Here is a 20,573-nt window from a genome sequence, read left to right on the forward strand (position 1 = left end):
GGACCCTCCGGGTGGCGGTCTTGACCTTGTAGTGGCTTCAAGGTGTTTACTAGACCACAAATCGAACCAGGAAGCCACCTATGCCCCACGCTCATCACGCCGAAGCCGACCGCCATGAACAGCCGAAAGCCTGTGCGGATGGCGATGAACACGGCGCGCACGCTGCCGATGCTCATGCGCACGACGCAAGCTACGGCCACCAGCCGGTGGCACTCGACGGTGAGCCGAACCGCAAACACGCGCATACGACAGGCGAATGTCGCGGGCACGATCACAAGATGCACGATCACGGCCACAGCCAGAGCAATGCACAAGCTCACAACCACGTCGCCGCAGGCTGCTGCGTCCCCGCACCGGCTTCATTCGCGCCGGTCCAGCTTCCTCGTTCGGAAACCATTGGCAGCGACGTGCGCACCGCGATCCGCATCATGCAGATGGATTGTCCAACCGAAGAAGCGCTGATCCGCAAGAAATTCAGCCGCATGCCGTCCGTGCGCGGCATGGACTTCAACCTGATGCAGCGCGTGCTGACGGTCGTGCATGCGCCCGAGGCGCTCGACTCGATCCTCTCCGCGCTGCGCTCGCTCGACTTCACGCCCGAACTCGCGAACGACGACGCGGACACCACGCCCGCCGCCGCTTTTCACGTACCGTCGAAGCCGTGGTGGCCGCTCGCGCTCGCGGGCGTCGCCGCGGCGGGCGCAGAGGCCGTCGGTTGGCTCGGCGCACCGATGTGGCTAGCCGCGGGTCTCGCGCTCGCCGCCATCGCTTCTTGCGGCCTCACGACCTACCGGAAAGGCTGGCTCGCGATCCGCAACGGCAACCTGAACATCAACGCGCTGATGAGCATTGCGGTGACGGGCGCGCTGATCCTCGGCCAATGGCCTGAAGCAGCCATGGTGATGGTGCTCTTCACGATTGCCGAACTAATCGAGGCCAAGTCGCTGGACCGCGCCCGCAATGCGATCGAGGGCCTCATGCAACTCACGCCCGAACAGGCGAGCGTGCGGCAGTCCGACGGCAGTTGGCGCTCGATGGACCTGAAAGCGATCGCACTGGGCGCGCTGGTCCGCGTGAAACCGGGCGAGCGGATCGCGCTCGACGGCGAAATCGCCGCGGGCCGCTCGAGCGTGAATCAGGCGCCGATCACCGGCGAAAGCCTGCCGGTCGACAAGGCAGCGGGCGACGCCGTGTTCGCCGGCACGATCAACCAGGCGGGCTCGTTCGATTATCGGGTGACGGCCTCGGCCAGCAATACGACGCTCGCGCGCATCATTCACGCGGTCGAGGAAGCGCAAGCCAGCAAAGCGCCGACGCAGCGTTTCGTCGATCGGTTCGCACGGATCTATACGCCGGCCGTGTTCGGCGTCGCGCTCGCCGTGGCGGTGCTGCCGCCGCTCTTCCTCGACGGACTGTGGCGCGAGTGGGTCTACAAGGCGCTGGTGATGCTGGTGATCGCCTGCCCTTGCGCGCTCGTGATCTCGACCCCGGTGACGATCGTCAGCGGCCTCGCCGCGGCCGCCCGCAAGGGCATTCTGATCAAAGGCGGCGCCTTTCTGGAACAGGGCCGCAAGCTGAGCCGGCTCGCGCTCGATAAAACCGGCACGATTACGCACGGCAAGCCGGTGCAGACCGAATTCGAAGCGCTCGCGGATCTCGACGAGCCCCGTTGCCTGACGCTCGCGGCGAGTCTCGCTGGCCGCTCGGACCATCCCGTGTCGATGGCGATTGCGGCGGCGGCCAGGACAGGCGGCGTGATGAGCGTGACCGTCGATGCGTTCGAGGCGCTGGCGGGACGCGGCGTGCGCGGCGACATCGACGGCACGCCGTACTGGCTCGGCAATCATCGCCTGATCGAAGAACTCGGGCGCTGTTCGGCATCGCTCGAAGCGCGGCTCGACGCGCTCGAACGCCAGGGCAAAACCGTCGTGATGCTGGCCGACGCCGAACGCGTGCTCGCGCTGTTCGCCGTCGCGGACACAGTGAAGGAGACGAGCCGCGCCGCCATCGCCGATCTGCACCGCCTCGGCGTGCGTACCGCGATGCTCAGCGGCGACAATCCGCACACCGCCGAGGCGATCGCGCAGCAGGTCGGCATCGACGAAGCGCGCGGCGATCAGTTGCCGCAAGACAAGCTGAACGCGGTGGCGCAGTGGTCGAAGGACGGCGCGACAGTGGGCATGGTCGGCGACGGCATCAACGACGCGCCCGCGTTGGCGCGCGCCAGCATCGGCTTCGCGATGGGCGCGATGGGCACCGACACCGCGATCGAAACCGCCGACGTCGCGCTGATGGACGACGACCTGCGCAAGATTCCCCTGTTCATCCGTCTGTCGAAGGCGACGCATTCGGTGCTGGTGCAGAACATCGCGCTGGCGCTCGGCATCAAGAGCGTGTTCCTCGTGCTGACGGTGATGGGCCTCGGCACGATGTGGATGGCGGTGTTCGCCGATGTGGGCGCGAGTCTTCTGGTGGTGGCGAACGGGCTGCGGCTGCTGCGCCAGTCAGATCAGTGAGCGAACGAACGACTCGCCGTGGTTTGAAACGCGCCGATCCCGGCCTTCAACGTATCCGACGGCCGCATGCCGAAAAGCTTCCGGTAATCGGTGGCGAACTGGCTCAGATGCCAGAAGCCCCACGCCGCCGCGACGTCCTGCACCGAGCGTGATTCACGCGACGCATTGCACAGATCGCGCCGCGCGCCGTTCAGGCGAATCGTGCGCAGATAGATGGCGGGCGCCATGCCGAGCACGTCCTGAAAGCAGTATTGCAGCGTGCGCCGGCTCACGTGCAGGCGCTCGCACAACTCGGGCACGTTGACCGCGCGCTCGCGGTTGGCGAGCACATACTCGCGCGCTTCGGAAACGATCGACTGACGACGCGCACGCGCGGGCATCGCCAGCGGCTCGCCGCCACGCAATGCGCCCACGTCGAACAGCGACGCGAGCACCGACGCCTGCAAGTTGGCGCGCGCTAGCGCGGAGAGCGGCGTGCCGCGCGCCGCTCCGTCGTCGAGAAGCTGGCGCAGCGAGGCGCACAACCGCTCCTTGCGCGGCAGGCCGATCGGCACGACCGCCGTATTCGGCAGATGCTCGGCCAAACCGATGCGCTCCACTTCCGCCGCATAGCGGCGCAGCACCTCGCCCTTCACCACCACGCCGAAAATCTCGTAGCCCGCCGAGGTCAGCAATTCGAATTCGATGCCGCCCGGACGGAATGCGAGCGCATCGCCCGCGATCACTTGCGCGTCGATACGTCCCGAGCCGGCGGGGCACGTGGGAATGCCGAACCAGTACGCGTCCTTTCGCACCTCGCAGGTTTGCCGCAGCGTATGGCTGGTCGTCTCGACGAACACCTGCATATCGTCGAGACATAACTCCGTCAGGCCGCCGATAAAACGGCCGGCGGTCAACTGGTCGTAGGTCTGATGCCAGCCGTGCAGGTTGCGGGCCTGCTCGTCGGCGTCGTGAGCGACGCAAGTCTGCACGCAGAAGCTGGGCTGCTGCGCGAGCGTTGAACCTGTCAGGCTCTCGGGATGGGCTTCAATCGTCATACCGGATCGGCGAAAACGGAATATCGGCGAAAACAAGGCAATTCCCATGCCGAACGGATTGGGCGATCCGCTTGCACGCGCGTCCACGCAAGCCACGCCGCCTGTTCATTTCATGAACAGCGCCGCGCGCGTTGATCCGAAACGATACGTTCACCTGTCTCCGCTTGAACGGGGCAACGCGTCATGTCGGGTGCGAGTGCGTGCTGCGCGTGCACGGCTCACCAGTGCGGTGCATTGGCACACTTCTGGCTCTACGCTGTTGCGGCCCAGCGAAACATCGCGCCGAATAGAGCCCGTTAAACATGTGAGGAGCACACTGATGAATCACGCAGAGATGCAGTTTCTGACCACCGAATTCCCGTACAAAAAGCAGTATGCGAACTTTATCGGCGGCGAATGGGTCAAGCCGGTGGGCGGCGAGTACTTCGACAACGTATCGCCGATCACCGGCGAGCCGTTCACGTCGATCCCACGTTCGCGCGAAGCCGATGTCGAACTCGCGCTCGACGCCGCGCATCGCGCAAAAGCTGCATGGGGCAAGACCTCGACCACCGACCGCGCGAACATCCTCAACCGCATCGCCGACCGGATGGAAGCGAATCTGCAGCGTATCGCGGTCGCGGAAACGATCGACAACGGCAAGCCGTTGCGCGAAACCATGGCCGCGGACATTCCGCTCGCGATCGATCACTTCCGCTATTTCGCCGGCTGCGCCCGTGCGCAGGAAGGCTCGATCTCGGAGATCGACGACGACACCGTCGCCTATCACTTTCACGAACCGCTCGGCGTGGTCGGTCAGATCATTCCGTGGAATTTCCCGATTCTAATGGCGGTGTGGAAGCTCGCGCCCGCGCTTGCCGCCGGCAACTGCGTCGTGTTGAAGCCGGCCGAGCAGACACCCGCGTCGATTCTCGTCCTGATGGAACTGATCCAGGACCTGCTGCCGCCGGGCGTGCTGAACGTGGTGAACGGCTTCGGCCTGGAAGCCGGCAAGCCGCTTGCATCGAGCAAACGCATCGCGAAGATCGCGTTCACCGGCGAGACCACCACCGGCCGTTTGATCATGCAGTACGCGAGCCAGAACATCATTCCGGTGACGCTCGAACTCGGCGGCAAGAGCCCGAACATTTTCTTCGCCGACGTGATGAGCCAGGACGACAGCTACTTCGACAAGGCGCTCGAAGGCTTCGCGATGTTCGCGCTGAATCAGGGCGAAGTGTGCACGTGTCCGTCGCGTGTGCTGGTCGAGGAAACGATTTACGACCGCTTCATGGAGCGCGCATTGAAGCGCGTCGCCGCGATCACGCAAGGGCACCCGCTCGATACGAAGACGATGATCGGCGCGCAGGCCTCGCAGGAACAGTTGGAAAAAATCCTGTCGTATGTCGATCTCGGCAAGCAGGAAGGCGCCCAATGTCTGATCGGCGGTGAGCGCAACCAGCTCGACGGCGAACTAAGCAAGGGCTATTACGTGAAGCCGACCGTATTCCGCGGCCACAACAAGATGCGCATCTTCCAGGAAGAGATCTTCGGCCCGGTGGTTTCGGTGACGACGTTCAAGAACGAGGAAGAAGCGCTCGACATCGCCAACGATACGCTCTACGGCCTGGGCGCCGGCGTCTGGACGCGTGACGGCACGCGCGCCTACCGTTTCGGCCGGCAGATTCAGGCGGGCCGCGTATGGACCAACTGCTATCACGCGTATCCGGCGCACGCGGCGTTCGGCGGCTACAAGCAATCGGGCATCGGCCGTGAGAATCACAAGATGATGCTCGACCACTATCAGCAGACCAAGAACCTGCTCGTGAGCTATAGCGAGAAGCCGCTCGGTTTCTTCTGAGCGGTAGCGCTCACGTTCCAGCGGGCCGCCTTGCGCGGCTCGCTTCTTTTTAGCGAGGACATGTGATGGCTGATGAGAAGGAAGTCGCCCGCGTAATCGCAACGCCCGCCGCGGTCGAACTGATCGACAAGCTGCGCGCCGAACACGGGGCGGTACTGTTCCACCAATCCGGCGGATGCTGCGACGGCAGCGCGCCGATGATGTTTCCGCAAGCCGAATTCATGGTGGGTTCGTCCGATGTCAAACTCGGAACGATTGCCGGCGCGCCGTTTTACATGAGCAACTCGCAATTCGAATATTGGCAGCACACGCAATTGATCATCGACGTGGTGCCCGGCAATGGCGGCATGTTTTCGCTGGAACGGCCTAGCGGATTGCGGTTCCTGACGCGCTCCCGGCTTTTCGAGGACGACGAGAACGCGTGGCTCGCAAAGCATCCGGTGGCGCGGGCGGATGCCTGATTGTTTTATTCAGCGCTCGAGTTTGATGCGTCGCTGATCGAGGGCGTTGGCGCCGCGCTCGCGAGCAGCGCGTCGCTATCGTCTTTCAGGCCGATGCCGGTGACGCCCAGGCGCCTTGCATGCGTGAGCAGGTAATGCAACTTGTGCGCGGCCGCCGGATAGTCGAGACCTTCGGGACGCACATTCGAAATACAGTTGCGTTGCGCGTCGCTACAACCCACTTTCGGCGCGTACGTCAGGTAGATGCCGAGGCTGTCGGGTGAACTCAAGCCTGGCCGCTCGCCGATCAACATGACCACCAGCTTCGCACCGAGCAACTCGCCGATTTCGTCGCCGAGCGCGACGCGCGCCTGGCGTGCGACCACCACCGGTCCGATCTTCCAATCCGTGAGTTTCGTGCGGACGGCTTGCAAAAGCGGAATCGACTGCTTCGACGCCGCGAACGCCGACAGGCCGTCGGCGATCACGAACACGACCTCGGGCGAATCGACCGTGAGCTGTTTCAGCGCCTCGCGGCTTTCATCGCTCAACCGCCTGCCGAGATCGGGACGCCGCAAGTAATGCTCGCGATCCGGCGCGGCGCTATGCACGTCCAACGTCCTGAAGTTCTGCGCGCGCAACTGTTCGTGCAGCACGTCGGTGTCGAGCGGATGATGCACGGCGTCACGCGCCTGCGCATGCGACAGGTTGAACGCGAGCAACGGCGCGGTTGGCAAGCTGTTGCCCGCGCGGCCCAACGCGATACGCGCGTTGGTGAACTGGCGCAGCGCGTTCCACGGGTTCTTTTCGAGGAAGTCGCTCATGCTATGCCCATCCAGTCGCGCGCGCCTTCCAGGAGCGGTTGTTGCGTGGATGCGCTCAGCAGCGCGCCGCGCGCGTCGGTGATTCGCATCGACTCCAGCCACGCTTCGAATTCGGGCGCGCGGCGCAAGCCGAGCACGTCGCGCACGTAAAGCGCGTCGTGGAACGAGGTGCTTTGATAGTTGAGCATCACGTCGTCCGCGCCCGGAATGCCCATGATGAAGTTGATGCCGGCCACGCCGAGCAGCGTGAGCAGATTGTCCATGTCGTCCTGATCGGCTTCGGCATGATTCGTGTAGCAGATGTCGCAGCCCATCGGCACGCCCAAGAGCTTGCCGCAGAAATGGTCTTCCAGACCCGCGCGCGTGATCTGCTTGCCGTCGTACAGATACTCCGGCCCGATGAAACCGACCACCGTGTTGACGAGAAACGGATTGAACTTGCGCGCCACCGCATAGGCGCGCACTTCGCAGGTCTGTTGGTCGACGCCGAAATGCGCGTCCGCCGACAACGCGCTGCCTTGGCCCGTTTCGAAATACATCAGATTATTGCCGACCGTGCCGCGCTTCAGCGACAGTCCCGCTTCATGCGCTTCCTGCAGCAGCGCGAGCGAGATGCCGAAACCGGCGTTCGCTTTTTCCGTCCCCGCGATCGACTGAAACACGAGATCGACCGGCGCGCCTTTTTCGATCGCGGCGATCGTGTTGGTGACGTGGGTGAGCACGCACGATTGCGTGGGCACCTGGTAGCGTTGGCGGAAGTCGTCGATCATTAGCAACAGCCTGGTGATCGCGCCGAGATTGTCGCTGGCCGGATTGATGCCGATCATCGCGTCGCCGCAGCCGTACATCAGGCCGTCGAGCATCGAGGCGGCGATGCCTTTCACGTCGTCCGTCGGATGATTCGGCTGCAGGCGCACCGACATGTGCCCCGGCAATCCGACCGTGTTGCGAAAGCGCGTAATCACCGGACGTTTGCGCGCCGCCGCGATCAGATCCTGGTTGCGCATCAGCTTCGAGACCGCCGCGACCATTTCCGGCGTGAGGCCGGCGGTGATGCGCGTGAGCGCGTCGGCGTCGGTCGTGCTGCTCAACAGCCAGTTGCGGAAGTCGCCCACCGTCAGATGCGCGATCTCGGCGAACGCCTCTTGCGAGTGATCGTCGATCACGAGACGCGTGACTTCGTCGCTTTCGTACGGGATCAGCGCTTCGTTCAGGAACGTGCGCAGCGGCACCTGCGCGAGCGCCATCCTGGCCGCGACGCGCTCCTCCTCGCTCGCCGCCGCGACGCCGGCGAGCTGGTCGCCGGAACGCTGCGGGCTTGCCTTCGCCATCAAGGTTTTCAGATCGGCAAAGCGATATGCGCGGCTGCCGATCGTCTCCGTATAGCTCATCTTTACGACTCCATCGCCGCTGCTCGCACAGCGGCTCGATTCGTCACTCTTCCAGCAAGGCGTCCGCCGGCGCCGCTTCGCGTTGATGGCGCGTCAAGAGGAAATAGACGTAGCCCAGCGCGAGGAAGATTGCGAACACGACGGCCACCAGAAAGTTGAAGTAGACCATCGTCCCGAGACAGATCACCGCGGCCACCAGCGCGAACGCCGGAAAGAACGGAAACAGCGGCGCGCGGAACGGGCGCTCCATGTTCGGGTCGGTGCGGCGCAGCTTGAACAGCGACATCATGCTGATGATATACATCACGATAGCGCCAAATACGGACATCGTCACGATGTTCGCCGTCAGCGTCTGGCCGCCGAACTGGATCAGCTCGTCGCTATAGATCGCGGCGATGCCGACCACGCCGCCCGCCAGGATCGCGCGATGCGGGGTCTTGAAGCGCGGATGCACTTTCGAGAGCCACTCGGGCAGATAGCCCGCGCGAGCCAGCGCGAAAATCTGCCGCGAATAGCCGAGGATGATGCCGTGAAACGACGCGACGAGTCCGAACAGGCCGAGCCACACCAGCATATGCATCCAGCCGCTGTTTTCGCCGACGATGTACTTCATCGCTTGCGGCAGCGGATCGTTGATGTTCGACAGCTTGGTCCAGTCGCCCGCCGCGCCGGCGAACACCATCACGCCGATCGCGAGCACCACCAGCGTCAGGATGCCGGCGACATAGGCGATCGGAATCGAACGCTTCGGGTTCTTCGCTTCCTCGGCGGCCATCGCGACGCCTTCGATCGCAAGGAAAAACCAGATCGCGAACGGAATCGCCGCGAACATGCCGTGGAACGAGCCCATGCTGAAGGTATCCGCGCCGGCCCAGCCGCCTTTCGTGAAGTTCGACCACTGGAACCCCGGCGACACCACGCCCATGAACACCAGCAACTCGAAGATCGCGAGCAGCGTCACGCACAATTCGAAGGCTGCGGCGATCTGCACGCCGACGATATTCAACGCCATGAAGATCAGATATGCACCCATCGCCGCGTGCTTCGGCTCGAGACCCGGAAATTGCACGTGCAGATAGGCGCCGATCGCCAATGCGATCGCCGGGGGAGCGAACACGAATTCGACGAGGGTCGCCGCGCCCGCCAGATAACCGCCGGTCGGGCCGAACGCGTGCCGCGCGTAGGCAAACGGGCCGCCCGCATGCGGAATCGACGTGGTGAGTTCGGTGAAACTGAAAATGAAGGTCGTGTACATCGCGGCGATGAAGACCGCCGTGATGACGAAGCCCAGCGTGCCCGCGCTCGCCCAGCCATAGCTCCAGCCGAAATACTCACCGGAAATGACGAGGCCGACCGCGATTCCCCACAATTGCCACGTGCCGAGCGTCTGCTTCAACTCGTGATGCGTGACCTTACCGACGTGCTGACTGCTGGACTCTGTTTTCATCGGACTCTCCTGAGGGTGCCGCTTGCTCGACGCCGCAAGGCTTTGCGGTGCATGGGCGGACAGGCTTCCGCCGATGGTAGTGAGCCATTAATCGAGGTGTTATCGAAATTCGGCAAATTTTGGCGGAGGTTATATCAGTGGGCGCTTAACTGCGGGGGCTGTTTGGCGAGGATTGAATGGGCGGGTGATGTTTTGCCGAACGTCTGGTTTGATGCCTTGTACGCCGCTTTGCCTGCTCGGTGCCCGCTTGTGCAGCGGGCTTCGCGGATGTCTCTCTGGTTTTTATAGTCTTTGTATATGTATACGTAGTAATAGTTAACAAGCATGGGATGCGGTTGTGGATAACCTGAAACTTCGTTTTCGAATCAGAAGCCTGCGGAATCGATAACCCTGCGAAGCGCCAGCGGACAGCGACGCTCAGCCAGGGAAAACTTTTGTGCCGTCCGGCGACGCCGCGGCCTTATCAAGGTTTCGCCCACAACGTGTCAGGCGGCTTTTACAAAAGTTGTCCAGAGGGGACTGTGGATAAGTTGGACGGCTTTGTGTCGCCCGGCCAAGGAGGAAAGGCTTTGGCGCAAACCCTCGATTCATGCGCCGCAGCGCCGGTGCGTTTATCGCGAAAATGTTCGCACTACCAAGGCGTTGACAAGCTGCGAGCCCGTCGCTTATCGTCGCGTCGCGGGACGGTTGGTCAAGCTTGCCCCGGTTCGGGCCGCATACGTTCCGGGCACTACGGGGCTACCCCGTGGATCAGAATGACCTCCGCAGTTCGTCGCATGAGCCCGTTGTTGCGCGTTGCGCAAATACGCTCACGCAGCACAAGACGCGTTGACTGTCGTCCCGCCCTCCTTTGCTCTATGCCGCAATCTTCCCTGCAAGTCGTCACCTACGCGATCGCCGACGCCATGCTCGCCGGGCCTGCCGATCCGGCCACGATGGTCGAGCGGATGACGCGCGTATTGGGCGAGTCCGCCGGCTGGATGACCGGATTGGCGCGCCGGGTCGAGAAACGATTTGGCGCGCGCTGGGACAGCGTCGAAGCCAAACACCTGTCGAAGATCATCGCTGAAACCGCGGGCTTTGTTGCGGCGTGGAAAAGCCAGAACCGTCCGCGCATTGTTCGTGTGCTCACGCGACCGCCTGTTCAGCGACCTGCTCCGCGCTGGTTGCGGGACGTCACGCTGCCGCAACTGCCGACAATCGGCGATCTGGCTGCGTGGCTCGATGTGGAACCCCTGGAGTTGGACTGGTTTGCAGATCGCTGGCGTGTAGCGGCTCACGATGCGACGACGCGGCTTCACCACTATTCCTACAAGGCGATAGAGAAACGCGACGGTCGATGTCGAATCATCGAAATTCCCAAGTCGCGGTTGCGGGAATTGCAGCGGAAAGTGCTGCATGGCCTGCTCGACCGGATTCCCGCTCACGATGCGGTGCATGGTTTTCGGCGCGGCAGGAACACGGTCACGTTCGCGGCGCCTCACGCTGGAAAAGCGGTTGTGATTCGCTTCGATCTGACCGATTTTTTTGCGTCGGTTCATGCGGGACGTGTTTACTCTGCGATTCATGCTTTGGGTTATCCGTTGGAAGTTGCGCGAGCGCTGACTGCGCTGTGTACCAATCGGGTGCCGAGTGGTCGCCTGCTGGCCATCTACAAGGATCCGGCCACCGACGATGGCACCAAGAAGTCGGCCAGGGGGCTGTTGCGCGTCGAGAGGGAAGGCGAGCGCTTCGTGCTTTACGAACAGCAGACCGTCGAACAGGCCGAAGGCGGTGCGCTGGTCCCGGTCTTTCGCAACGGCGCGCTTCTGGCCCGCCAATCTCTCGCCGAGATCCGAGACCGGCTTAGGGCGTCGTGGACCTGTCCGGCACCCGGCTCGATCGATTGGGATTAATGTGGGCCGCCGCCCCGGCTTTGCGCGGGTCAGCAATTACCAGGCACACGCAGCCGCGAAAAAAGTCACCGATAGCGAGCCCCCGTCATGCAGCAAGCCACCGCTTCCAGTTGGAAAAGCCGTTTGAAGACCGTGATTTTCGCGGTGTTGGCCTTTGGGGCGGTCGGCGCGTTCCTGACGTCAATGTGGGCGGTGCTCGAAGTACTTCGCTGGCTCGGCGGGTTGATGTTTATCGACGTTCACGAAGGCCGCTACATCCGGCTGGATTCAAACAGCATCATCAACGTCTGGCCGAATAATGTACTGGTGTTCTTTTATACGCTGGTTGTTCCGTCACTGCTGGCCGGTGCACTGGAGCAATACCGTAAGCGTGCGAAACGAAAAAGACGCACGGTGGCGACGGCGGGCACAGGTAGCGGCTGGCGTTTGCTGTGTCTTCGTTTGACCGGCGTGACGCTCGCGCTGTTCGTGCTTGCCGTACCGGGCATGAATACTTATACGATCCTCACCCCGGTAGCCATCGTGCAGAAGACGTTTTTCTCACTGCACGCGGACACCTATCCGATAAGCGCCCTGTCCGGGATCGCCTGCACAGTGGCTGGTCGCGGCGCAATTTTCACCGATTTTTCACTGACCGACGGACGGCAGCTCAGCCTCAGCGGCTTCGACACGCGCGTCGTGACAGCGCTTGCTAAGGTGCGGGGCATTCGTATCGACTACGACAGTCGCTGCGCTTCGGGCGTCGGTGTTCCTTCGTATGACCCGTCAGCTGCACCGTTAGCAGCGTTTTTTAGAGGCACATAGGGATCGGAACGCGGGTGGCTCACCGCCGCGTACACCCGTTACGGCAATGAATTCGCGTTTGCCCTCTGTGTGTTTCTGAGTGGGTGAACTTGCTGCGCGATCAGCCGGATAGAGTTAAAACAAGCGGCCTCAGCATAAGAAGTATCGAAATAGAGTTGCAAACTACCGCTCGGTCTTACTGTCATCGTGAACGCCTTGAGCTCCAAATACTCGTCATTAACCGCCAGTGAGTCAAGACAGCTGCGATTTTTCGAGTTCTTCTGTTTGAAGACTGCCATGGCAGTTGCTGCGGCCTCCTTTGTCAAAACGAGATGTACTCCGTCCCGATGGTCGAACCCAAGAACATCGTTCATATCGAATCGCTTACCGTCCGCAATGCTGAGTGAAACGCAGTACTGATAGGCGTCTGGATGTGACGTGCTCCCTTTTCGCGTCATGACTTGTTGCAATTGAAAACGTCGAAAAATTCAGATCGAACTTATAATCTATTTACTACTCGCCCGGAGTTTGATCGTATGCATTTGCCATTACCGAAGCTCGTTAATCTTACAGTTCTCCCACTGACGGTATTCGCATTTTCTTTCCCGGCATGCAGCCAGACAGGCCAATCTCCCGAAGTCAACGCGCTCGTCAAAAAATCGCTTGCGGATATGGTTTTTGTGAAGGGCGGGACATTCACGATGGGGGACTTCGGTGCGCAAGTGACACCGGAAAAACTTCCTCTCACGTCGCAACAAGAGAACAAACCTGCTCACCCCGTAACGCTGGATAGTTTTTCGATCGGCAAGTACAAAGTCACGTACGCAGACCTTGATGTCTATACCGCTGCGACTGGCAAACCATCGTGGCCGCAAGACAAAGCCGACCGACAATATAAGGCCACCGATCACCCGGCCGGCGTTCCCTGGCAGATGGCCAAAGACTATTGCGAGTGGCTCGGCAAGCAAAGCGGCGCGCCGATCGACCTGCCTACCGAAGCGCAATGGGAATACGCCGCCCGTTCAGGTGGCAAGCCGGTAACTTTCGGAACGAACAACGGCAAGTACGAAGCGGATCACAATCTGCCCTCCGTCGATACTGTCGAACAGAAATACACGCCTGACACGGCTGTTTCGCAATATATTTATCCTGTCGGCAAATATCCGCCGAACGCCTTGGGTCTTTACGATATCGGTGTCGACGGCCGCGACTGGGTCAACGACTGGTTTGCCCCCGACTACTACGAACACTCGCCGGCCAGGAATCCCACGGGACCCGCGAGCGGAACCATGAAAGTAATTCGCGGCGCGGAAGGTGACAACGCGGAAACCGCCATGACGGTTTACCGCTACAAGGCGCCACCGGCCGGTTACGTTGTCAAGACCAAGGACGGGCGCACACTAGGACCCACGGCTGTCACGTTGACCTTCCGTTGCGCGGTGCAAAAAACCAGCCCGCTATGAGTTTCGCGGCATGTCGTCAAACCACCCGCACGTCCGGCATGTTGTCGTAGAACGGGTGTCTGCCCACGGCAGCCTGAAACTGGTAATCGCTCGACTCGACCTGCGCAACGGCATAGCCTGGTGTGGGGTCGACTTTCAGCATCGCCTGCAGGCTGTCGTAGTAGTCGTCAATTTCTTTTGCGTCTCCCGTCGGAGCACTCGTCAGCGACATCTCGAGAAATTCCTTCAGTTGTTGGCGCCGCACGATAATGTCGCCAGAGCGCCCCTGCGGATGGATGTGCTGCACGACGTTGTTCAGATCGTGTTTGGTGTGTGACCATTTGAGGATCTGCTTGACAGCGTCCTTCCGATTCCCATACCAGCGACCGTATTTGTGGTTGGCCATATCGATCCCATCAGCCGCGTACCAATGGCGAGTCAACTGATAGATCATGATGCCCTTCGCTTCGGGCGTCGCGTACTGCAGCATCCATGGATTGGCGAGCACGCGGTTCATCAATTCCACGCGTGCCGCCTCTTTCTCGTATTCTGCGATGAGGTCTGTGAAAAGCCTGTTTATCTCATCGACTTCCTGGCCGACGGTCGAGGCCAGATCCTGAATGCCTTGAATGACCATCACCTGAATATGCGAGAAGGCGTTAAAGGCGGTCGTCTCGACGAACTTCAATCGCTGGAAGTTCGCGTGATAAAGCTGGTAGAAGAACCATTTGACAAATTCGGCGATGCGCAGCGCGTCGACCGAGATCTCGATGTCGCCTTTTGCTCCTACGCCAAGGCATAGTCCTGCCTTCGCCTTGATTCTGAAACGGCCAGCCGCGTAGCTCACGTCAAGCATGCAGGTGAGGCCGGCACCCGCCATCGCAGTGACCGTATCGCCCACCTTGGCGAACGGCTTGTATTTGCCACTGGGACCCGTCTTTGCGGGCTCCATCCACTCGAGTGCTCCTTCAAGCGACAAGTCCGCACGTGCACCGGCAAACACGTCGAGGTCTGCATTGGCGCTTGGATCGACCGGCTTGCCCCCCACCTTGATCTCGCGTTGCTTGGTGGTCGGGTTATCGACTGCGGCGCCGTACAGGCCCAAGTCCTTACGCTTTTCATCGCGATAGTCGACAACCACACCCAACTGCGCGACCATGCTCGCACCGACCATCCCAGACAAGCCCAGCTCGCACTTGAAGCGGACTGCACCGAGCGGGTACGGCTTGCCGTCATCGCCATCCAGGCTCCACATCCAGCCGGCGATGTCCGGATAATAGAAGGCACCAGAAACCTTGCCCTCGGCAATGGCGAATTCGGCTTGCGCCGATGCCTTGATGGCCACACGGCCCTTTTGCGGTTGCCACTCGGTGTCCAGTCCCGCGCCGGCCAGATATCGCATCAATTGCGCCTTGGCCTCGATGCTGACGTTGTTGCCGAAGGCGGTCTGCTTAGGTTTCTCCGCTTCTTTCTTCTCGCCCTCGCCGCGATCAACCGGTTCTTCCGCGCCGGCGCTATAAGTGAGGTCCTTGTTCCACTCTTCCGCCCACGCGAAAAGCGTCCCGGTCACGTGCTTCTCGACGATCTCGGATGACACCTTTGTCTTTTCGTACAACTGCGACTTGATGCCGCTCTCGCGGCTGATCAACACCCCTTCCTTCAGCTTGTCGACGTCAATCTTGTATTTGCCGTTCGCGTTCTTCTTGATGAAGCTTTTCGCGCCCGTTTCTTTTTCTTCCTTGCGGCCCTTCATGTCTTCGAAGGCGGCCGGACCGAATTTATGCCAACCTGGTTTGATCTTGTTCGAGCGTACGTAGTGCAGCTTGTACTTGGCGAACTTGACGGATTTTTTTCCATCGCCATCGATGTGAATAGGGATCAGCTCGACCATGGTGAGGTCTTTGCTATCTAACTTGCTGAGTGGCTCCAGCTCCTTTTTGAGCGCCTTGTGCGCGGTCTCGCGTTCTTTTAGCGCATCGTCGACGGCGGCCTTGTGCGACTCCCCGGCACGCGGATCGGACATGTGGTTCTGCACGTCCTCAGCGTATGCCTTCAGCACCACATCGAGCTTTTCATTGGCCTTGTGAAATTTGTCGACCCGGTCATGCAGCAGATTGCATTCGCTCTGCAGACCGCTGACGTCCTCCGCCGGCACGAGAATGAACTCGCCGGTCTCGGGCCGGAAGTAAAGCATGGGCGCCGGATCGTGCGGCACGTGCACGAGACTGTTGGGTGTCGTGTTAGTGGTGCCGTTGCCATCGGGTGCGTGGCTTGTGCTCGGAGTGCTCATGGGTGTCGGTCTGCTTGAATGGGCAAATGAATAGGCGCATCCATAGGACGCGCGCGTGTTCTTCGGCCAGAGTCAGGTGTCGAGGAAAACTTTCAACGCGCTTGGCGCGCTTGTCATGATGCGCGAGGTCAGGCCTTGTTCATCGGTCATGCCCTCGAACACTTTGCCTTCCGCAGTCTCGACGCGGTAGCGCACATAGGGCGCGGGGTCGCCAGTATGTTTGTCGTGAATCTTGAACTGCTCGTTGTATGGGCCTTCGCCGGAAGGGAGTGTCGGCGGTCTGCTCGAAAGACTGGTCGGGCCGGCGAAGGAATGGCTGCTGCCCTTGATATCGATTTTTCCCGGCGCGTGAATTTCGATGTTTCCGTCTTTAATCCGGATGTAGGCGCCGCCACTCGTCAGGAGAATGTCCTGTTTCGCGACCACCTCGACCTTCTCCATCGCCGACAGCAGCTTCAGACTTTTTTGGGCGGTAACTTCAATGTTGTCAGACTGGGCCTGGATTTCTACCTTGCCCTTTGCGGCAAACAGTTTCATGCCCGCGTTCTGCACGAACAGGCTGATTTTCTCGCCGACGCTTGCGAGTAGTGATTTGCCAGTTGCGATGTGCGTACTCTGGCCGCTGACCAGGTTTATGTGCTCCGTTGCCGCGATGTGAGCGGATTTTTGCGTCGACATCGCGATGCCCGATGGCGTCGCGAACAGCATGATCGGCTCCTTGAAGCCGTTGGCATTGCCAGTGCCACCGCCTGCGGTATTGCCACCGCTACCTGTTACGCCCGCTACGCTGTTCTGTGTCGCATCGGTAAAAGTTTTGAGCGAGTCGTGACCGTCTTTCAGGCTTTCGGCCTGATGCGTTTCGCTCGCCTGGCTTAGCGACTCGATCACGCTCTCGGAATTGACTAGCTGACTGCGCGCGTCACGGACGTCGAGGGGCTGGCTTGATATTCCGGTCGTTGGATGCGTCGACACGTACATGCCTTGTGCGGCCCGGACCGCACCGTATGCATCCGACTTCAGATCGAAGCCGCTGCCGAGGTACGCACCGCGCGAATTGCCCGTCTGCGCGATCAGATACCCCAGATGAAGCTGCGAGTTCGCGCTGCTGCTGTACATCTGCAGCCGGTTCTGGCCGGTGGCATCGTCCATCACCATCTGGTTGTAGCCGCTGCCCTGAAACTCCTTCGACTTGTAGCCGGACAGGATGCCGTTCGAATGCCAGTCGGGAGTCTTTGCGCCGTTATAGACGCGGCCCGTAACGAGCGGCTTGTCGCAGTCGCCGTCGAGGAACGAGACGATCACCTCTTCACCGATGCGGGGTACGTGGACGCCACCGTGTCCGCCACCTGCATTCGATTGGGATACGCGCATCCAGCATGAGGCGTTCTCGTCGCCAGGATTCAGGCGGTCCCAGTGCATCTGGACTTTGACCCGGTTCAACGAATCCGTGAAGACCTCTTCGCTCTGCGGTCCGACCACGGTTGCGGTCTGCACGCTCATTTCGGGCTTGTGGTGCTCGAACGGACTGCGGAAAGGGATGGCCTTGCGCTGCGCTTCGACCGTCGCCATGAAGAAGCCTTCACTGCCGTCGCTACCTTTAACGACGAGCGTCTGATCGGCTCCATGCTGAGCCCGCGCCGCGGCGATTGTCTGTTTCAGGCTATGCGGGAAGTCCGTCGTGCCACCGGAGACCGGCAGGTTATTCTCGATGACCCATTCGACATCGACCACAGCGAACTGTCGGTCCTGCTGACTGCCGGTGTCGTGCTCCGGGTGGTTTTGCAGCTCGAACCAGCGGCCTGCGTCGATGCGACGGACTGCGCCTGCGCCGTGGAAACGCTTCGCTTGCGATTCCCATTCCTCCATCCTCACCTTCGAGAGGTGATCACCGCGGTCCTGCTGTCCGTACGTATACGCGCCCGTGTACTCGTACACTTCGGCCTGCTGCGGCAGGTTGCCCTGAGTAGTCAGCGTCGGGATCGTCGTGCCCTTGGGATTGGCAGGTGCTGACGGGGCCTTGTAGTCAAACGTACGGGTAGTAAGCGTCGTGCTTTGCAGCGTGCGCGTACCGCTCCACTGCACGAAGGCATCGGTTTCGCTGTTGGTGCCCGAGCGGTAGAAATTCACCACCTGCGGCGAAAGCGGTCGCAGGCTGCCGATATCGTCGGTGACCACCAGCGCGTGCGATTTGCCGTCAGTGGCCTGCTCGAAGTAGCCGAACAGGCCTTCCGTTTCCATCAGCCGGTGACAGAAATTCCAGTCGTCCTCGTACTGCACGCAGAACGAACGCTGAGGCAAAGGATTGCGCAATGAGAACCGGAATGCACCCTGCGCCTGCGGATGCATATTAAATACATCGGTGAGAATTTCATCGACGGCTTTATCCTGCCAGATGCGCGCATCTTTTCTGAAACGCAGAAAATGCATCCAGGAGACGAAGCCGATCTGATAACTGGTAATCGCGCTATCAGAGCCTAACCGGCGGGCGGTATGAACATAACCGTGGTGAGGGGCGTACGGCTGATCGGTTTGCTGGATCCAGAGCGTGACCGGCTGGGCGATCAGCGTTTTCAGCTCGATATTGTCGTTGGTTGAAACGGCATCCAGAGTAAATTCGTAATCACGGCCTAGGCGCGAATGGCTCAACAGCCTTTGCGGCAAAAGGACGTTAGTACCCAGTGGCGTATCGAGTTTCAGCAGCCGGTCGCTTTGCAACAATCCGCCTTTTATCGCCGCGATAATGTCCTGCGCACCCATACCACCTCTTTTTATGCAAATTGCGCCCCCGCGCCATCGCGCGATAATACAAAAGATAAGACGTTTGCAGCAATCACATATTCAAAAACAAATGTTAAATCGGAATTTGTTCCGCCTTGATTTGGCGCGCATATGAATTCGGTAAAAACAACATGTACGCCCATAATTGCTGCAACAAAGATTCTTGGCTTTTTTGGGGTATCTCGCCCGTCGCCGGTTAAGCCAGCGACAGAGGCATGAGTTTCTGGTTAGGCATCGACGGACATCATCTGCTGCGAGGACACGAGCCGCGGCGGCGGATGGCAGCCGCATACACATAGATCGTCGCTTAACGCAGCGTGCCTTCCGTCCGGCGCGGTCATAACCTGGCGCGGTCCATCACACTGGATTTTCCCCGCTGTATTGCAAGCGGGGCATGCGACCGGATCCCCTTCATGGGCGACGTCTTTATCGCTCAATTGAATAGAGGTGGGGACTGCCTGAATGACGCCGTTGGCTGTCGTCTTGTCGCCGTTCAAAATCAGATATCGTTTCATGATGCTTCCGAGGTTCGAAATTTTCGCGCATTCAACCCTGTTTGGTGGGTCGTCATGTCGGCCGCCTACGCTTTTTCCTCAGTGTACGCGACGCTTGTCGTGACAATCATTGAGCGCAGATCGGCATGCACAGTAAGCGTTCCCCAATTGAAGACGAATGTGTCCGCGCCGATCGTCGAAGACACACAAGGCGATTGCGCTTCGAATGCGATCAACTTTGACAGCTTCTTCTTTTCCTTCACAAGATCCTCCTCAGTCGCCGACCAGTCGATTTTTTTCGCCACGCCGTCCAGCCAAACGAGGTCGACCATTGCGAGCCTTTGCTTGCAATATCGGGCCGTCACGCCGAAGGTCTTTCCCCAAATCTCCACATTCGCGATGCCATAGTTTTCCCAGTCGCCGTACTTCGCCAGTTCCTTCGCAACAGTCAATGGCAATTCCTCAGGCGACGGTCTGCCGCGAAAGAGGCTCGTCGACTCATCAATGCTCAACGTGCCCGTTGAGAAATCAAACGTGGCCATCCAGTTAACTCCCAAACTTCAAAACGTTGCCACCAACGAGGCTGCCCTTGTCGGCGCTCGATACGAAATACTGAGCGCCACCGCCCTTGCCCAGGTTCGGATTGGCGAGCGATTGCCCCTTCGCTACGCAAATGTCCTTCGTGACGACGAACGCCCTCAGTTGGCTTCTCATCGGCCGGGCGCCGGCGGTATTGCCCGCATGCGAAATCTGCGTCATGTCGTTGTACTCGCGCGCTGACCCACCCGTGTTGAGAATCGTGCGAGCGTCGGAGAAATAATTGCCGGGCAACGCAGTCGCGATCTTGTCAGGCGGCGCATAAACCGTCTGGTACCCAGATCATAGTAGCGATGCCGGTTATACGCGAGGCCGGTCTCTTCGTCGAGTTGCTGCCCCTGGAAACGGATCGGGTTGCGCGGAGCCACGCTTACGCCGAAACTCATTCGCTACGTCGAGAACGGTACATGGCCGATATCGAACAACGTCATTCATGCCGCTAGCGGCATGACACGGGTTATGCCGACTCCCCGATTATGCCGCGTCATGAATCCACGGACACAACGGTTGGCGGATCTCTATTCCCGGTCGCTCCGGTTGTCGGCATTATCAGAGAGCCTCCAGGAAGGCGAGCAACGGATCTGGAGGTTTGTAGCGTGTCGGTGCAAGACCACTCGCCGTCGCGTGCGCGAGCGCGCGTTCCTTGAGTTGCATGTCGGCGTGCAAATAGATCTGAGTAGTCTCGGAGGACTCGTGACCGAGCCAGAGCGCGATCACGGTCAGGTCGACGCCGTGATGCATCAGGCTCATCGCGGCCGTGTGCCGAAGCGTATGAGGCGTTATTGATTTCTTCTTCAGC

At 60.4% G+C, this 20,573-nt stretch carries 18 protein-coding genes; 6 read left to right on the forward strand and 12 right to left on the reverse strand.

The window, feature by feature from the left end; translation table 11 throughout:
- Positions 1-80 precede the first annotated feature (80 nt).
- Positions 81-2,516, forward strand: coding sequence for a heavy metal translocating P-type ATPase (locus BUE39_RS19550; protein ID WP_235004900.1), 2,436 nt, complete (start codon positions 81-83; stop codon positions 2,514-2,516).
- Here BUE39_RS19550 and BUE39_RS19555 read toward each other — a convergent pair.
- The gene (locus BUE39_RS19555; RefSeq protein WP_073430395.1) at positions 2,510-3,553 is read right to left on the reverse strand and encodes a helix-turn-helix domain-containing protein; all 1,044 of its coding nucleotides are present in this window, start codon (positions 3,551-3,553) and stop codon (positions 2,510-2,512) included. The genes BUE39_RS19550 and BUE39_RS19555 overlap by 7 nt on opposite strands.
- A gap of 319 nt (positions 3,554-3,872) precedes the next feature.
- Between BUE39_RS19555 and adh the strand changes: the two genes are divergently transcribed.
- On the forward strand, positions 3,873-5,393 hold the full coding sequence (gene adh, locus BUE39_RS19560; RefSeq protein WP_073430374.1) for an aldehyde dehydrogenase: 1,521 nt from the start codon (positions 3,873-3,875) through the stop codon (positions 5,391-5,393).
- 65 nt (positions 5,394-5,458) lie between these two features.
- The gene (locus tag BUE39_RS19565; RefSeq protein WP_073430375.1) at positions 5,459-5,854 is read left to right on the forward strand and encodes a DUF779 domain-containing protein; all 396 of its coding nucleotides are present in this window, start codon (positions 5,459-5,461) and stop codon (positions 5,852-5,854) included.
- Between the two features lie 5 nt (positions 5,855-5,859).
- On the opposite strand, the gene eutC is transcribed toward BUE39_RS19565, so the two are convergent.
- The 3 genes from eutC to eat are packed head-to-tail and all read right to left on the reverse strand — an operon-like array spanning position 5,860 to position 9,495.
- Entirely contained in the window at positions 5,860-6,657 is a 798-nt protein-coding gene (gene eutC, locus BUE39_RS19570; RefSeq protein ID WP_073430376.1) for an ethanolamine ammonia-lyase subunit EutC, read from the reverse strand.
- Entirely contained in the window at positions 6,654-8,048 is a 1,395-nt protein-coding gene (locus BUE39_RS19575) for an ethanolamine ammonia-lyase subunit EutB (RefSeq protein ID WP_073430377.1), read from the reverse strand. Before BUE39_RS19575 ends, eutC begins: the two co-directional genes overlap by 4 nt.
- A 43-nt stretch (positions 8,049-8,091) precedes the next feature.
- Complete coding sequence (gene eat, locus BUE39_RS19580; RefSeq protein WP_073430378.1) at positions 8,092-9,495, reverse strand: ethanolamine permease; 1,404 nt, start codon at positions 9,493-9,495, stop codon at positions 8,092-8,094.
- An 857-nt stretch (positions 9,496-10,352) separates the two neighbouring features.
- On the opposite strand from eat, the gene BUE39_RS19585 reads away from it, so the two are divergent.
- Entirely contained in the window at positions 10,353-11,390 is a 1,038-nt protein-coding gene (locus BUE39_RS19585; protein WP_084561442.1) for a reverse transcriptase family protein, read from the forward strand.
- Between the two features lie 87 nt (positions 11,391-11,477).
- Complete coding sequence (locus BUE39_RS19590) at positions 11,478-12,194, forward strand: hypothetical protein (protein WP_073430379.1); 717 nt, start codon at positions 11,478-11,480, stop codon at positions 12,192-12,194.
- A gap of 38 nt (positions 12,195-12,232) precedes the next feature.
- Here BUE39_RS19590 and BUE39_RS19595 read toward each other — a convergent pair whose 3' ends face one another.
- Complete coding sequence (locus tag BUE39_RS19595; protein WP_090518802.1) at positions 12,233-12,547, reverse strand: hypothetical protein; 315 nt, start codon at positions 12,545-12,547, stop codon at positions 12,233-12,235.
- Positions 12,548-12,709: 162 nt separating this feature from the next.
- Between BUE39_RS19595 and BUE39_RS19600 the strand changes: the two genes are divergently transcribed.
- The gene (locus BUE39_RS19600; RefSeq protein ID WP_090518801.1) at positions 12,710-13,636 is read left to right on the forward strand and encodes a formylglycine-generating enzyme family protein; all 927 of its coding nucleotides are present in this window, start codon (positions 12,710-12,712) and stop codon (positions 13,634-13,636) included.
- Positions 13,637-13,652: 16 nt separating this feature from the next.
- Here BUE39_RS19600 and BUE39_RS19605 read toward each other — a convergent pair whose 3' ends face one another.
- The 7 genes from BUE39_RS19605 to BUE39_RS19635 form a co-directional block, all read right to left on the reverse strand.
- Positions 13,653-15,905: a hypothetical protein gene (locus tag BUE39_RS19605; protein ID WP_090518800.1), complete on the reverse strand. Its 2,253-nt coding sequence runs from the start codon at positions 15,903-15,905 to the stop codon at positions 13,653-13,655.
- A gap of 72 nt (positions 15,906-15,977) precedes the next feature.
- Positions 15,978-18,662, reverse strand: coding sequence for a type VI secretion system Vgr family protein (locus BUE39_RS19610; protein WP_084561443.1), 2,685 nt, complete (start codon positions 18,660-18,662; stop codon positions 15,978-15,980).
- A 248-nt stretch (positions 18,663-18,910) separates the two neighbouring features.
- Entirely contained in the window at positions 18,911-19,198 is a 288-nt protein-coding gene (locus BUE39_RS19615) for a PAAR domain-containing protein (protein ID WP_073430383.1), read from the reverse strand.
- A gap of 65 nt (positions 19,199-19,263) precedes the next feature.
- Positions 19,264-19,719 (reverse strand): hypothetical protein, encoded by a 456-nt coding sequence (locus BUE39_RS19620; RefSeq protein WP_073430384.1) that lies wholly within the window; start codon positions 19,717-19,719, stop codon positions 19,264-19,266.
- 4 nt (positions 19,720-19,723) lie between these two features.
- A complete protein-coding gene (locus tag BUE39_RS19625; RefSeq protein WP_167363293.1) occupies positions 19,724-20,008 on the reverse strand; it encodes a hypothetical protein in 285 nt (94 codons plus the stop codon).
- Positions 19,933-20,160 carry an RHS repeat-associated core domain-containing protein gene (locus BUE39_RS35920; protein ID WP_073430386.1) on the reverse strand — a complete coding sequence of 76 codons (228 nt, stop codon included), beginning with the start codon at positions 20,158-20,160 and terminating at the stop codon, positions 19,933-19,935. The genes BUE39_RS19625 and BUE39_RS35920 overlap by 76 nt, the downstream gene beginning before the upstream one ends.
- Before the next feature lie 163 nt (positions 20,161-20,323).
- On the reverse strand, positions 20,324-20,573 hold a 250-nt coding region (locus tag BUE39_RS19635), incomplete at its 5' end, for a tyrosine-type recombinase/integrase (protein ID WP_159442581.1).

This window comes from Paraburkholderia terricola (assembly GCF_900142195.1).
Taxonomy (GTDB): domain Bacteria; phylum Pseudomonadota; class Gammaproteobacteria; order Burkholderiales; family Burkholderiaceae; genus Paraburkholderia; species Paraburkholderia terricola.

Coding starts and splice junctions, on each gene's coding strand:
- BUE39_RS19550 (WP_235004900.1), top strand. CDS start 81: ATGCCCCACGCTCATCACGCCGAAGCCGACCGCCATGAACAGCCGAAA.
- BUE39_RS19555 (WP_073430395.1), bottom strand. CDS start 3,553: ATGACGATTGAAGCCCATCCCGAGAGCCTGACAGGTTCAACGCTCGCG.
- adh (WP_073430374.1), top strand. CDS start 3,873: ATGAATCACGCAGAGATGCAGTTTCTGACCACCGAATTCCCGTACAAA.
- BUE39_RS19565 (WP_073430375.1), top strand. CDS start 5,459: ATGGCTGATGAGAAGGAAGTCGCCCGCGTAATCGCAACGCCCGCCGCG.
- eutC (WP_073430376.1), bottom strand. CDS start 6,657: ATGAGCGACTTCCTCGAAAAGAACCCGTGGAACGCGCTGCGCCAGTTC.
- BUE39_RS19575 (WP_073430377.1), bottom strand. CDS start 8,048: ATGAGCTATACGGAGACGATCGGCAGCCGCGCATATCGCTTTGCCGAT.
- eat (WP_073430378.1), bottom strand. CDS start 9,495: ATGAAAACAGAGTCCAGCAGTCAGCACGTCGGTAAGGTCACGCATCAC.
- BUE39_RS19585 (WP_084561442.1), top strand. CDS start 10,353: ATGCCGCAATCTTCCCTGCAAGTCGTCACCTACGCGATCGCCGACGCC.
- BUE39_RS19590 (WP_073430379.1), top strand. CDS start 11,478: ATGCAGCAAGCCACCGCTTCCAGTTGGAAAAGCCGTTTGAAGACCGTG.
- BUE39_RS19595 (WP_090518802.1), bottom strand. CDS start 12,547: ATGAACGATGTTCTTGGGTTCGACCATCGGGACGGAGTACATCTCGTT.
- BUE39_RS19600 (WP_090518801.1), top strand. CDS start 12,710: ATGCATTTGCCATTACCGAAGCTCGTTAATCTTACAGTTCTCCCACTG.
- BUE39_RS19605 (WP_090518800.1), bottom strand. CDS start 15,905: ATGAGCACTCCGAGCACAAGCCACGCACCCGATGGCAACGGCACCACT.
- BUE39_RS19610 (WP_084561443.1), bottom strand. CDS start 18,662: ATGGGTGCGCAGGACATTATCGCGGCGATAAAAGGCGGATTGTTGCAA.
- BUE39_RS19615 (WP_073430383.1), bottom strand. CDS start 19,198: ATGAAACGATATCTGATTTTGAACGGCGACAAGACGACAGCCAACGGC.
- BUE39_RS19620 (WP_073430384.1), bottom strand. CDS start 19,719: ATGGCCACGTTTGATTTCTCAACGGGCACGTTGAGCATTGATGAGTCG.
- BUE39_RS35920 (WP_073430386.1), bottom strand. CDS start 20,160: ATGAGTTTCGGCGTAAGCGTGGCTCCGCGCAACCCGATCCGTTTCCAG.